Genomic DNA, 14101 nt, shown 5'->3' with positions numbered 1-14101 from the left:
TTAAATTAAAGGCAGTTTGATATAAAAAGTGCTTCCTTTTCCTTTTTCACTTTCTGCATAAACCTCACCTTGGTGATCATCTACTATTTTTTTAACATATGCCAGTCCTAAGCCGTGACCTTTTACATTATGTATATCTCCCGTGTGTTCTCGGTAAAATTTCTCAAAGACCTTTTTAAGAACCGCCTTGCTCATTCCAGCTCCTTGATCTTGTATTTTAATTATTATATTATTCTTGGCCAACTCAGTAAACACATCTATTTTAGGCGCCTCAGGCGAATACTTAACGGCATTGTCCAAAATGTTTACCACGACATTCGTAAAATGCATTTCATTCGCCAGAACTTCAGACCTTCCAGCGTTGAGATGTTTTTCAACATATCCCCCACGGTCAGCAACAATCAATTCAACATGGGCAATCGCATCTTGAATTATGTCGTGTGCATCTACTCTATCCTTACTAATATCCAATTGGTTCTTCTCCAATTTTGATATTCGCAACACGTTCTCCACTTGGGCATGCATTCGTTTATTCTCGTCACGGATCATTTGCAAATACCGTTGAACCTTTTCGGTGTCACCGATTATTTTAGGATTTCGAATGGCCTCTACCGCTAGATTAATGGTCGCAATGGGCGTTTTGAACTCATGCGTCATGTTATTAATAAAATCCGATTTGATTTCGGAAATCTGCTTTTGTCGTATCAGCTGGTATATCGCTCCGGTATATGAAGCTACGATAACCAACGTAAAGAGAATGGATAAAAGCCCCATTCCTAAAATAGATTGTATTAAGAACCGCTTTTTCTTTGGAAATGAAAGGAGAAGCGAAAAATCGGAATTTCCCTCACTATCTTTGAAAATAGGAGCTTCAAAGAGCCCCCTCTTCGCATATTTGAACTTTTTCGACTTTACTTTAGTTGGCAAATCATTGCTATACACACCGTATTCATACTCGATATCAATACCCCTATTCTCTAGCTCTTGGTTCAATCGTAGTTCTATCTCTTGTTTGGATACCCGTTGATGAATGGGGTGCTTTTGAGCCGCTTCACGAAATACATCTTCGAACTGTGCCTTTTCAATGGCTGATAGCCCACCGATTTTCTCCAATTTCTGAATGGGCGATAACCGATATGAATTTCCATCGAGACCAAAGTCCTCTTTAAGAATCGTAGTGGTCCGCTTGCTAGTGAAATTTTTCACTATGGTACTATCGGTAGTCGTGTTACTATTGTCAAAGAACGTAGATGCGATGTTGTATTTTTCCTCAAGGATTCCATGTTCATACAACCGAATCTCATCGGAATTCACATCTCGATTGACAAAAAAGAAATTGGTGAAGTTTGAACCTTTGAATTCGCCTATGCTATCGATTCTACTTAAATACCGATCAGAGTAGTCCTTACGCTCCCTTGCTTCTATTTTATCAGTGACCTTATTCAACACCTGGGTGACCGTATTGGAAAACTGTTCTTCTTTATCTTCAACCGATTGTTTAAACCAATACCCCTGAACAAAGATGATTCCAATAAGTGAGAGGCTCATGAAAATTACTAACAGAACAAACAACCTCTTATTCATCTAAAGCTAAATTAAAGATTAAAGCACTTGCACATTCTACGTTTAACCAAACCTTAACAAAAATGTTAAAATTTCTGCGGATGCCTAGCTATTGTCAAGGAGAGCGCTATGTATCTCCTTTACACTACGGCGTGTATCGTCTAGGTGAATGTTCTCGAGCACATAATCGGAAAGTGGTATTTTCCGATCATCTTGGAGCTGGTTTTGAAGCCGGTCTAAAATCTCCTTTTTCGAAGAGCCGTCGCGTTTGATAACTCGCTCAAGCCTGAGTTCTATGGGCGCCGTAACCAAAACAATGAAATCATAGAAGTCTTGTTTGTCATTTTCGAAGATCAAGGCTGTTTCTTGGACAACATAGGGGGCTTTTTGTTTTCCCTCCCACATCAAAAAATCTTTGGCAACAGCTGGGTGAACGATTTGATTCATTTTTTTCAAAAGAGCGGAATCCGTAAAAATCCGCTTCGAAATGTACTTTTTGTTTAACTTTTTGTCTTTGTAGGCCTTTTTTCCCAACAAGGAAATTATGGCCTCTTTCACCTCTTTTGACGTGGTCATCAACCGTTTCGCTCTTTTGTCGGAATTATAGACGGGCACTCCTAATTCCACAAAAAAACCGGCCACTGTAGTTTTACCGCTTCCTATTCCCCCTGTTAAACCTACCCGCATTATTTATTCTTTAATATATACGCCACCTTATCTTGAACCAAGGTCGCATCAAAAACGTTCCTGGGTTTCTTTTGTAAGGTCAGTGAGAGCGTTTTCTGCCTTTGATTCGCTCCCGTCACCTGCTTATAATCTGCGACCACCCTAAAATCGCTACTTTGTATGGTTTTTAAATTGCTTACACTGGCCTTGCACAGTATTTCTATTTCTTCTGGAAAGGTCTGAATGGTCATCGCAGCAGGCAAATTCAGCACTTGAACGGGTACAGCGATGATTTTTTCCGAAAACTTGGCCACCACCCCACTCACCACAACGTTCTTATGGGAGAAAGTAGAATTTATCAAGGAATCGGGTATCGTGATTATCGTAGTTTGAGAGAAGTCGGACGAAAGATCGTTCAATTCCATTCTAGGCGTAGTCAGTGAGACGATCGTATCTACTTCATTTGAGGGGCCCGTAATGGTTATCATTGGGGGATCTACCCGTATCTGCCCTTCAAGGAAGTAGTTCTGATTGAGGTCGAGCTCAATATCGGGTTCCACGGGTACTTCTTTTGTCAGTAATGCATCAAACTCGAAGAACAAAGTATCATCCACAATTTGAATCAACCGCATCGAATTTGACAATTGTTTCTCAATCTGCTGTTGAAACTGATCCGGAGTTACGAAATAACGCCCTTCGGACTCCGAAACAGTAGACAGATCGATATCAACGTCTTTATTACCGAAATTAAAACGTAAAAATTGGAAACCGACGGCCTCTAGCTTCACATCTAATTTTTCTTTGGACGCACTCAGCAATAATTTGTCTTCTGGGATACGGGTAAAATTAAGGTCAAAGGTCGTACCACTCGTATACGTTTCCGACAGGTTGCTTACAAACCATGCCAAAAACGAACAAAGTAAAAAAACGAAAAAGAGTTTTACTTTCCTTTTCTTTAGTCCCTTTTTGATTTTCGCGAACAAATCGTGCTACTTAATTGATTCCATGCTATTGAAAAAACACCTCTGGAAAAAGCTCCTGAGGCTCCTTAGGCGAAAGGGCCAGAAGTAGGGAAGACTTTAAAAATCCGAACCCATAACCGGCAAACTGAATCACCACTGCAAGTAAAGATAACAAAGCAATGGCAATGCTCTTGTTCTTTACTAATGAATCGAGGAAAATCAATAGAAAATAAGAGACAAATAGAAGCACTGGTAGTATAAGGCCCAAATACCACAACACTAAGGCTATGATAAAGCCTGAACAGAATATGGTAGGAAACCAGTAGGTAGCCTTAGCGGTTTTAGGATGCCATTTGTTCAAAATAGGGCGTACCGTACCGAATTTACGAACTTGGGTGAAAAACTTCGACCAATCGATTCTCCGCTTGTGGTATACAAATGCATCGGGAACTAATGCGGTCGTAAAACCTTTTTTCCAAAGGCGGATGCTCAAATCAGGGTCTTCGCCAGGGTGTATTTTTCCAAACCCCCCGGTAGCTTCAAAAGCCTTATGGGAAATACCCATGTTAAAACTTCTTGGCTGAAATTTGCCCAATGCTTTTTTACTGCCCCGAATACCACCAGTGGTCAAAAAAGATGTCATGGCATAATTGATGGCTTTTTGCACCAAGCTAAAAGATTTGTGGGCGGCATCAGGACCTCCATAACAATCTACATAGCTCCTTTGTAACTCTCGATCCACGATTTCCAAATATTTGGGTGGAAGTACACAATCAGAATCAAGAATAATAAAATAATCCCCATTGGCGTGGCGCATGCCATAATTTCTTGAATCTCCTGGTCCAGAATTCGGTTTTTGAAGGTAGGTAATGGATAATTTTGCCTGGAAATCAGCGACCACTTCATCTGACGGAAGAGTTGAACCATCTTCGATTACAACCACTTCGAATGGTTTCGAAAATGTCTGAACCGCTAAACTTCGCAACAGCTCCTCGATTTCATTCGGTCTGTTGTATACGGGAATGATAAAAGAAAAGTACCGATCCATTGGGCCAAAAATACACCTAAAAACTAGAACGGACGGTTTTCATCTACTCTGAAAAACGTTCGATTACTTCCTGACTCACCCCAGTGTTGGAGAATCCTCCGTCGTGAAAAAGATTCTGCATGGTCACTTTTTTGGTCAAATCGGAAAAGAGGGATACCGTATAGTCCGCACAATCTTGTGCGGTGGCGTTACCTAGGGGCGACATTTTTTCAGCATAACTGATAAAGCCGTCAAAACCTTTTACCCCAGATCCCGCTGTAGTTGCGGTCGGTGATTGTGAAATGGTATTTACGCGCACCTTTTTTTCTTTCCCGAAGAAGTACCCAAAGCTACGGGCTACCGATTCAAGATAAGCCTTGTTATCGGCCATATCATTGTAATCTGGAAACGTTCGTTGTGCCGCCATATAGGTCAGGGCTACAATACTGCCCCATTCGTTCATGGCATCGGCCTTGTATAAGTTTTGCAATACACGGTGAAAGGAAAGCGCCGAAATATCCCAACCTTTAGCAGTAAAATCATAGTTCTCATCAGTATAGTGTCTCCCCTTGCGCACGTTGATTGACATTCCGATAGAATGCAGTACAAAGTCTAACTTACCACCGAGAATCTCCATGGACTTGTTCACCAAGTTTTCCAAATCTTCTTGACTTGTGGCATCCGCGGGTATGATCTCTGAACCCGTTTTTTCGGCCAACACCTTTATCTGTCCCATTCGCATGGCGACGGGAGCATTGGTCAATACAAAGGTCCCTCCTTCTTCATGAACTCTTTCCGCTGTTTTCCAGGCGATTGAATGCTCATCAAGAGCTCCAAAAATGATTCCTCTTTTTCCCTTTAATAAGTTGTATGACATGTTCTCGACTTCGTTAAGTTGTTAAGGCCCCAAAGATATTAAAAATTAGTATGTGCAAATTAAATCGGGAAGTACAAATCAAGATATCCCTTCTGCCCCAGGTCAAACCCGTGAGCCAGATCCAGTTTTCGCCACTGCTAGTGCTTAATTCAATAATTGGCGGGCGTGCGCCAGAGCGGAATCGGAAAGGTTTTTCCCGCCGAGCATTTCAGCCAGCTCCACTACCCTTTCGTCATCGCTCAAAGGCTTCATTCGGGTGCGGGTAACATTATTTTCATCTACCTTATATACTTTAAAATGCTGTTTGCCCTTCGAGGCTACTTGTGGCAAATGTGTGATGGAAAAAACCTGCATGCTTTTTCCCATTTGCTGCATAATATCGGCAATGCTATTAGATATTTCACCGGAAACACCGGTATCTATTTCATCGAACATCATGGTCGGAAGCTGCTCGTATTTCGCCAAAATCGATTTGATGGTCAACATGATCCGGCTCAATTCCCCTCCAGAGGCCACCTTCTTCAATTCACCAAAATCGGCGCCTTTGTTGGCAGAAAACAAGAAGGCCAAATCGTCATTGCCATTTTCTTTAAAGTCGTTTGAGGCAGCAATGGTAATGTCAAAGGTCGCATTCGGCATCCCCAAACTCGTGAGATTGGTTTCCAATTGCTCCTTTAATTGTGGAATGACTTTTTTTCTACGGTCATGTAAAACGGTCGCCAGCTGCTGTAACTTATGTTCTGCCTGCTCTAGTTGCTCTTGCTTTTGGCCGATGGTAGTTTCCAAATTTTCAGTGACACCCACTTTTTCCGATAAGTCCTCTCTAAGAGCAATGAGTTCGGCAATCTCCGAGGTGCCATGCTTCTTATGCAAATCGAACAAAACCTGTAGCTTTTGGCTAATTTCATCGAGCATTTGCGGATTTGTTTCCGCTTGTTCGACCAGGGCCCGAAGTTCGGTCGAAATATCGTCCATTTCAATAAAACTAGAGGCTATTCGCTGGTGTAACGCATCGTAGGAAGTACCGAAAGCGGACAAACGTGCGGAGACCTGTTTCAACTCGGAGAGGGAGGTGAGCACACCAACCTGCTCGTCCATCAACAATTGATTGCCTTTGGCCAGCAATTCAATAATGCGCTCCATATTGTTCAGCTGCTCATACTGCTGCTCTAACTCCTCTTGTAAACCGACTTTTAAAGTAGTAGCTTCTAACTCTTTCAATAAGAAGCTATTGTAATCGTGTTCTTTATGCGCATTTGACTGAAACGCCAATAGTTCTTCCAACTCCCTAGCCAGTTTTTTATACTGCTTCAGATTATCGGAATAGTTTGACAAGACTTCCGTGTTTTCCGCAAGCGCATCGATTACCTTCATCTGAAAATCGTTGTTTCCCAATTGAAGGGTTTGATGTTGCGAATGCACATCGATTAGCCGATTGCCCAATTGCGATACGATATCAAGGGTTACCGGCGTATCATTTATAAAAGCCCTTGACTTTCCACTGGGAAGAATTTCGCGACGTACCAAGGTCAACTCTTCATAATCTAGATCATAGGTTTCAAAGAAAGCTCGAAGACCGTATTTTTTTACTTGAAATTCAGCCTCTACGATACACTTGATCTTCTTGTCTTGCAAGGCACCCAGGTCGGCCCGCTTTCCTAAGACCAAGGATAACGCTCCTAGTAAAATGGACTTACCAGCCCCCGTCTCTCCCGTAATACAGGTGAACCCAGTGTCAAAAGATACCTCAAGGGTATCGATAAGTGCATAATTTTTTATGGAAAGATGTGACAGCAATACTTCGAATTCAAGATTGCCGCAAAGATAAATGATATTCTAATGGATTCAATATTTAATATCATTCCATGTACTGGAATAATATGGTGCCACTCTGTTCAGGGTCTCTTTGAGCTTTACGATATCGACTTTGGGTCCGTCTGAAAAAATATTTTGTATCTCCTCGTTCTTCGCATCGAAAAAGGTTTGGGTCAAAAAGGCGTTTGGCCTCCGTTTTTGCATCGTCTCGAACAGTTTCATCACACCCGAAATCACTTGCTTTCCAGTACTGTTGTTATCCGCAAGGATATCCAGTCCCTTTCGGTGGTAATTGTACATCGCCACGCGGTACTCCCTATAGGTATTCGACATGAGATCATCGATAAGTACGAAGCGACTTCGGTTTTCACTTGAATCCCATCCTTTATAATTGGTTCCTTGTGCCTGGGTGGTAATCTGTTGTGCCATACGGTAATGCTCCGTTCCTCCTTCCAAAGAGAAGGTATCCGCATCCATCCCTAAAATAATATTGACATAGTAGGCAATCACCCCGATCAAATTGGACTCATAGACATTTTCATTGAAAACCAGGGGTTGAAATTCAAGATACTCAAATGTGAAGTCGTTATCCTTATAACTAAAAACCGAAGTCTCATACGAAGTGTTGAACACCGGACGGAAAGACTGAACTTGAATAGTACCTTCGAATCGATTCGATTCGTATTTGGTAATCGTAATGAACATCTGCGCATTGATAAGCTCATTTTCCTTGTAGGTTCGATTGCTCCAGCGTGTTTTATTTACAAAATCGTTCAGTGACCTTTCCAAGTTCTTAAAAATCGGCAGGTCTCCCTGCGACAATTGATCGGAATTGACCGTGACGGTACAGTTCAATTCTTGCGCCCGTACCATTAAGGAACCGATGAAACAAAAAATTACAATGAGAAGATTACGCATGGATTCTACTACAAATTTCAGATAGAATATCGGCAGCTACGGCGGCCTTGGTTTTTAGTTCAAACGTTTTTATTACGGAATTCTTGTCTATAAAGGTGATTTTATTCGTGGCCTTTCCAAAACCTGCTCCTAGGTCATTCAAAGAGTTCAACACAATGGCATCCAAATTCTTCCTTTTTAACTTCCCCTTGGCATTTTCAAGTTCGTTTTCCGTCTCCAAGGCAAAACCGACCAAAAACTGATTTTGCTTCCGCTCACCTAGCGAACGTAAAATATCTTTATTTCTCACCAAGTCCAATGACAGGGTATCGGATGCTTTTTTAATTTTTTGACCCGCAATCGTCTTGGGTCGGTAATCGGCAACGGCTGCAGCAGCGATGGCAATGTCTATCTCTTCAAAATATGAATGGGCCGCTTCGTACATTTCATCGGCCGAAACCACGCGTATCAATTTGATATTCGTATGGGCAACGTTCAATGAAGTAGGGCCTGAAACCAGATATACTGACGCCCCTAAATCGGCTGCTGTCTTAGCAAGTTCGTACCCCATCGTGCCCGATGAGTGATTTCCGATAAAACGAACCGGATCAATCGCCTCATAGGTGGGGCCTGCGGTAATCAAAACCTTCTTTCCGCTCAGCGGAAGACCTTCTGACAGAAAATCGGTAACCGCGTTTATAATGTCTTCTGGTTCTGCCATTCGACCTTCTCCGTGTAGTCCACTAGCCAATTCTCCTGAAGTGGCCGGTATCATATGATTCCCAAAGGCCTTCAACTTTTCGAAAGAAGCCTTGGTCGAAGGGTGCTTATACATGTCCAAATCCATAGCAGGAGCATAAAAGACCGGACATTTCGCTGAAAGGTAGGTCGCTAATAAAAGGTTATCGCACGCTCCATTAGCCATTTTGGAAAGCGTGTTGGCCGTGGCGGGCGCGATAATCATGAGATCGGCCCATAAGCCGAGCTCTACATGATTGTTCCAATCTGTTTCACCTGATTCTTCCTTTATAAATGAGGATAGTACCGGGTTTTTGGAAAGGGTCGCGAGGGTGAGCGGGGAAACAAAAGAGCTGGCGCTATCGGTCAAAATTACTTTAACCTCTGCGCCAGCTTTTATCAATAATCGTACAAGAAAGGTAGTTTTGTATGCGGCGATTCCTCCGGTTATACCTAAAAGAACTTTTTTGCCACCCAACATTGCCTATGCGTCTTTCTCTGTATTGCGATAGTATATTTTGTCAGTCAACCACTCTTCCACGGCCAATGCGTGTGGTTTTGGTAACTTCTCGTAAAACTTGGAAACCTCTATTTGTTCCTTGTTCTCGAACACCTCTTCTAGGCTATCGCTGTAAGTTGCGAACTCTTCCAATTTTTCCAAAAGTTCTTTCTTGATTTCAGAATTGATCTGAATCGCCCTTTTCGAAGCAATTGAAATCGCCTCATAGATATTGTCGGTAGGCTCATCGAACTCATTTCTATTGATGGTCTTCGTTGAGACAGGTGCCTTTGAATTCTTTAGATCGTTCATGTTCATAATCAGTATGTTTATTTTGTTTCTTTGGGAGCTTCTTCCCCTTTATAGTCTTGTAATTCCTTATTGACTTTTTCTAACAGGTCGTTTGCTTTTTTATCGAACTTAGACTCCGGATATTGCTTTCGGAAATCATCGTAGGCCTCTTTTGCTGCTTTCAGGCGGTCTTGCTTGAATATCTCAAAACTGTTCATCGCCAGATTGGTCGTGGCCTGTACTTTGATAAAAAAAGCTTCCTCCCGATAAATAGAACCTGGAAAATCGGACACGAAGTTATCTACGGCCGCAACAGCGGACTTCAAGAGTTCATAATTGAATTCACCTAGTTTATTAAACTGCTTGGCTATCTCAAAAGCCTTTCGTTCTTTTTTTGTGGTTAATTCCTTAGCCATTTTGTTGGCTTCGTCAAAGTATTCGGAATCCGGATATATATTGATAAAACCCTGAAGTTTAACCAAAGCTTTATCGGTATCCGTTTGATCTAAAGAGTATTCGGGTGATAATTCATAATAACTCTTTGCTCCTAAGAAAGCGGCTTCCGGAACTTTATCACTCTTTGGATACGACTTGATGAACCGCTCAAATTGATACCCGGCCATATTAAAGTCTTTTCTTTGGAAATAGGAATCCGATAGAAAGAACATGACCCGCTCACCCTGTGGTTTGCCAACATATTTCGGAGCGATTTGCTCGAAAAGCCTATTGGCGCGCTTAAAGTCTTTCTCCTCATAGTATCTTTGGGCCAAGTCATACTTCGCTTTGACATCGGTATTCTTGAGCACCTTTTGGTACTCACTACAGGAGGATGCCGCAACTAGTACTAAGGCCAGTAAAGGAAACAGTCTACGCATATTAAAAAACATTTTGCAAAATTACGGATAAACGGTGGATTTAAAAAATAGTTGCTCCACCCTTGTCAAAAGTATACCCCTACGTTGGTCAGGGCAACATATTTAGCTAACATTTAACGTAGTAGGAAAAGAAGATTAGGCGGTCACTTCCAAGAATGGTTTCACAAACAAACCGATTTTCTGCTTTAATGCCGGGGTCGCTTCCACAAGAGGTAATCGTACCGTGGCCGTACAAAGTCCCAAGACCTCGAAAATTGATTTGATTCCTGCTGGATTCCCTTCATCGAAGATCAAGGACATCCCCGAATTCATTTTATCATGCAACTGAATAGCCGTGGAACTATCGTTTTCCAATCCGGCTTTGATCATTTGCGAAAATTCAGTAGGCAACCCTTGCCCTAAGACCGATATTACGCCAGAGCCCCCGGCCAGAACTGTTTCTAGGGCGGTACCATCATCACCGGAGATCACCAGAAAATCAGATGGTTTTTGCGCGATAATGTCCTTTACTTGGGCCATGTCGCCGATAGCTTCCTTGATTCCCACGATATTGTCAAAGTCGTTCGCTAGGCGCATCACTGTTTCAGGGAGCATATTACTGCCAGTCCTACCAGGTACATTGTATAAGATAATCGGTTTTGTTGCCACTTCGGAAATGGCCTTGAAATGTTGATAAATGCCTTCTTGGGTAGGCTTATTGTAGTATGGGGATACCGAAAGTATGGCATCGAAATCATCGGATTGAAAGGACTGTACCTCGTGCGCCACCCGATAGGTACTATTGCCTCCAATACCCAGTACCAAAGGCAACCTTCCCTCGTTTGCTTCCACAACGGTCTCCATAACCAACTGCTTCTCGGCCTTGTTCAATGTGACAGACTCGCCTGTTGTACCAAGCACCACAAGATAATCTACGCCACCTTCAATACAATAATTGACAATGCGTTTCAACGCTTTTGTGTCAATCGAGAAATCAGTTTTGAATGGGGTTACCAAAGCAACACCCGTACCTATCAACTCTTTCATTAGTTTATTTCATTCAGAACTCGCAAGTATTTCTTAAGCTCTTGTTTAAATGTTTTAAAATCGTTCATCGGCGTCGCCAAAATCAGATCATTGTATTGTTCATCCACTTCCATAAACCCAACTCTGACCCTCGCCCTTGTCTTTACGCTCATCAACTGTAACAACAAATTGTCGACCGTGTAATAGTTGACAAGTAAATCATATTCCCGACTTAAGAATTCAAGCACATAGCTATTCTCGATGGCCCCGTTCCACCCCAAGTCCTTATCTGAAAAAACAGGTGTGGCATATGGCGAATTCTTATCGTAATAATTTTTATAGCCAATTATTTTTACCGCATTTGGACGCAATGAAAATTCATCTACGAATTCATAAAAAAGATTGGCGTTCTCAAAGCTGTCTAAATCTACTAGGCACGCTATTGCCGTAATACCCTTTTTCCGTTTTACTTCGGGAAACGGTTGCTTCAATTGATCTTTCAAGAATTTAAGCCCTGATTTGTACTTAAATTTATCTTTTATCCCCTTAAACATGTATTTTTACATTTCCACAAATGTAAAGAATATCCATGCATATTATGGATGCAAGATAGTACCATTTATGAGTTTAAAAATACAACATTTTGTTATATTTATAACTTTAAGTCTAATTACATCCTGTAGGCAAGGTCCTGTAGGTCTTTCAAAAATTGAGTCGGCCCAGCTACCAGTTGATAGCGCGCTTTCGAAAGCTGAGGCTATAGAAGCATACATTCTCCCCTATCGCGAGCGCGTCAAAGAAGTGCTTGATAGTACATTGGCCTACGCACCTAAGCTGATTACAAAAGAAGATGGCGCGTACAATACCTCAGCGGGAAACCTGATGGCCGACATACTCTTATCGGAAGCCAGTCCCATATTCAAATCGCGGACCGGAAAGAAAATTGACTTAGTGGTATTGAATCACGGAGGAATACGTTCCGTTATTTCCAAGGGAAATGTCTCGGCCAAAACGGCCTATGAGGTCATGCCTTTTGAGAACTCCATAGCCGTTGTTACCATGGACGGTAACGCCATTATGGAATTGGCGGAATTCTTGAGTGCCTCTGGAAGGGCCCACCCGATTGCCGGAATGCAAATTGTACTAGGGTCATCAGGAACGATCAAGTCCATACGAATTGGAGGAAAGCCATTGGATACGGATAGAAAATACCGTGTAGCCACTTCGGATTATTTGGTTTCAGGTGGAGACGATATGGTATTCTTTAAAGAGGCGGAAACCGTCCATAATCTAAACTACCTTATCCGTAACGCCATGATCGACTATTTTCGAAAGGTGGATACGCTTAAGGCATCTGTTGATGACCGTTTTATAAAACTGAAGTAAACAATCTTGGAACACGCTCTTAAAGCATTTGAAATAAAGTAAAAGCATCAAATCGTCGCACCCTGCAGGACAGCTTAGCGTCAAGACCTATTAATTTCGATTACAGAGTAAATGAAAAGAAGGAATTTCATCAAAAATACTACGGCGGCTACCGCCTTAACAGGTCTAGGGGGACTATCCCTTGGTTCTTGTTCCGTCGGAAACGAAAAGCATATCACCATTTTACACACCAATGATGTGCACAGTCATATCGATGCCTTTCCGAAAGACCATTCATTGTACCCTAATTTAGGTGGACTTGCTAGACGGGCCGCTTTGGTCGATTCTATTCGGAAGGAAAACCCGAATACGCTCCTTTTTGACGCTGGCGATTACTTTCAGGGTACCCCCTATTTCAATTTTTATGGCGGGGAACTGGAATTTAAATTGATGAGTATGCTCAACTATGATGCGGCGACAATCGGCAACCATGATTTTGATAACGGGGTAGATGGCCTGTATGCCCAGCTTCCGCATGCTAATTTCGACTTACTGTGTGCCAATTATGATTTCAAGAATACGCTAATGGACGGGCACGTACAGCGAAGCAAGGTCTTCATACTCGATGGTCTCAAAATAGGGGTATATGGCATCGGTATTGAATTAAAAGGGCTTGTCAACAAAGAACTGTACAAAGAGACCCGATATATGTATCCTTATGCGTTGGCACAAGATGCCGAAAAGCAGTTGAAAGTATACGAAAAATGCGATGTGATCATATGCCTTTCACACCTAGGTTATGATTATGAATCCGAGACCAAACCCAACGATCTCACACTGGCCAAAAAAACCGAATACACCGATTTGATTATCGGCGGTCATACCCATACCTTTTTGGACAAGCCAACTATTGTTAAAAACAAGAGCGATAAAGAGGTACTTGTTAATCAGGTCGGTTGTTTTGGAATCAATTTAGGGCGAATCGATTTTTATTTTGACGACTTGGCCAATCTAAGCTCAAATGGGGTCTCTATAAAAGTTTAAAAGATGACTATGATACACTTGGTCCGAACCGATTTCAAAAACCATGATTTTGCACATCTCGTTTCAAAACTAGATGCTGATTTGGGTCAACGTGACGGTGAGGATCATGCCTTCTATCACCAATTCAATGGTATCGATTCACTACACCAGACGGTAGTGGCTTATTTAGATGGAGTGGCAGTCGGTTGTGGTGCACTAAAAGAACACGATACGGATGTAATGGAAGTCAAACGCATGTACGTGCCCCCACAATACCGGGGAAAGGGCATCGCTTCAAAAGTGCTTCACGAACTTGAAAAATGGGCCGCTGAGCTAGGCAACTCCGCCTGTGTATTGGAAACCGGAAAAAGACAACCTGAAGCCATCGCGCTATACACCAAAAATGGCTACAAGAGTATCCCCAATTATGGACCGTATACTGACGTAGAAAACAGCGTCTGTTTCAAAAAAAATGTATCTTTCTAAAAATTCGATCTT

At 42.1% G+C, this 14101-nt stretch carries 15 protein-coding genes; 3 read left to right on the top strand and 12 right to left on the bottom strand.

What is annotated here, in order from left to right; genetic code table 11:
- The 12 genes from ACKWCA_RS10675 to ACKWCA_RS10620 form a co-directional block, all read right to left on the bottom strand.
- The gene (locus ACKWCA_RS10675) at positions 1-1548 is read right to left on the bottom strand and encodes a sensor histidine kinase (RefSeq protein WP_413978186.1); all 1548 of its coding nucleotides are present in this window, start codon (positions 1546-1548) and stop codon (positions 1-3) included.
- Between the two features lie 120 nt (positions 1549-1668).
- Complete coding sequence (coaE, locus tag ACKWCA_RS10670; RefSeq protein WP_413978185.1) at positions 1669-2250, bottom strand: dephospho-CoA kinase; 582 nt, start codon at positions 2248-2250, stop codon at positions 1669-1671.
- Positions 2250-3137: a CdaR family protein gene (locus tag ACKWCA_RS10665; RefSeq protein ID WP_413978184.1), complete on the bottom strand. Its 888-nt coding sequence runs from the start codon at positions 3135-3137 to the stop codon at positions 2250-2252. The genes coaE and ACKWCA_RS10665 overlap by 1 nt, the downstream gene beginning before the upstream one ends.
- 100 nt (positions 3138-3237) lie before the next feature.
- Positions 3238-4239: a glycosyltransferase family 2 protein gene (locus tag ACKWCA_RS10660; protein ID WP_413978183.1), complete on the bottom strand. Its 1002-nt coding sequence runs from the start codon at positions 4237-4239 to the stop codon at positions 3238-3240.
- Positions 4240-4282: 43 nt separating this feature from the next.
- Positions 4283-5095, bottom strand: a complete 813-nt coding sequence (locus ACKWCA_RS10655; RefSeq protein WP_413978182.1) for an enoyl-ACP reductase FabI — start codon at positions 5093-5095, stop codon at positions 4283-4285.
- Between the two features lie 144 nt (positions 5096-5239).
- Positions 5240-6892, bottom strand: a complete 1653-nt coding sequence (gene recN / locus ACKWCA_RS10650) for a DNA repair protein RecN (RefSeq protein ID WP_413978181.1) — start codon at positions 6890-6892, stop codon at positions 5240-5242.
- Positions 6893-6940: 48 nt separating this feature from the next.
- Entirely contained in the window at positions 6941-7828 is an 888-nt protein-coding gene (gene porD / locus ACKWCA_RS10645; protein WP_413978180.1) for a type IX secretion system protein PorD, read from the bottom strand.
- Complete coding sequence (gene coaBC, locus ACKWCA_RS10640; protein WP_413978179.1) at positions 7821-9026, bottom strand: bifunctional phosphopantothenoylcysteine decarboxylase/phosphopantothenate--cysteine ligase CoaBC; 1206 nt, start codon at positions 9024-9026, stop codon at positions 7821-7823. Before coaBC ends, porD begins: the two co-directional genes overlap by 8 nt.
- A gap of 3 nt (positions 9027-9029) precedes the next feature.
- The gene (locus ACKWCA_RS10635) at positions 9030-9362 is read right to left on the bottom strand and encodes a DNA-directed RNA polymerase subunit omega (RefSeq protein WP_413978178.1); all 333 of its coding nucleotides are present in this window, start codon (positions 9360-9362) and stop codon (positions 9030-9032) included.
- An 11-nt stretch (positions 9363-9373) separates the two neighbouring features.
- Positions 9374-10222 carry an outer membrane protein assembly factor BamD gene (locus tag ACKWCA_RS10630; protein WP_413978177.1) on the bottom strand — a complete coding sequence of 283 codons (849 nt, stop codon included), beginning with the start codon at positions 10220-10222 and terminating at the stop codon, positions 9374-9376.
- Between the two features lie 123 nt (positions 10223-10345).
- A complete protein-coding gene (gene dapA / locus ACKWCA_RS10625) occupies positions 10346-11236 on the bottom strand; it encodes a 4-hydroxy-tetrahydrodipicolinate synthase (RefSeq protein ID WP_413978176.1) in 891 nt (296 codons plus the stop codon).
- Positions 11236-11769 (bottom strand): DUF6913 domain-containing protein, encoded by a 534-nt coding sequence (locus ACKWCA_RS10620; RefSeq protein ID WP_413978175.1) that lies wholly within the window; start codon positions 11767-11769, stop codon positions 11236-11238. Before ACKWCA_RS10620 ends, dapA begins: the two co-directional genes overlap by 1 nt.
- Positions 11770-11836: 67 nt before the next feature.
- Here ACKWCA_RS10620 and ACKWCA_RS10615 point away from each other — a divergent pair, with 67 nt between their 5' ends.
- The 3 genes from ACKWCA_RS10615 (at position 11837) to ACKWCA_RS10605 (ending at position 14089) form a co-directional block, all read left to right on the top strand.
- Positions 11837-12601 carry a 5'-nucleotidase C-terminal domain-containing protein gene (locus ACKWCA_RS10615; protein WP_413978174.1) on the top strand — a complete coding sequence of 255 codons (765 nt, stop codon included), beginning with the start codon at positions 11837-11839 and terminating at the stop codon, positions 12599-12601.
- A gap of 111 nt (positions 12602-12712) precedes the next feature.
- The gene (locus ACKWCA_RS10610; protein WP_413978173.1) at positions 12713-13624 is read left to right on the top strand and encodes a bifunctional metallophosphatase/5'-nucleotidase; all 912 of its coding nucleotides are present in this window, start codon (positions 12713-12715) and stop codon (positions 13622-13624) included.
- 9 nt (positions 13625-13633) lie between these two features.
- Positions 13634-14089, top strand: a complete 456-nt coding sequence (locus tag ACKWCA_RS10605; RefSeq protein WP_413978172.1) for a GNAT family N-acetyltransferase — start codon at positions 13634-13636, stop codon at positions 14087-14089.
- Positions 14090-14101 lie beyond the last annotated feature (12 nt).

Source organism: Maribacter corallii (assembly GCF_047345415.1).
GTDB lineage: Bacteria > Bacteroidota > Bacteroidia > Flavobacteriales > Flavobacteriaceae > Maribacter_C.
The sequence above is the reverse complement of the archived record's forward strand: the minus strand, read 5'-3'. Positions and strand labels throughout refer to the sequence as shown.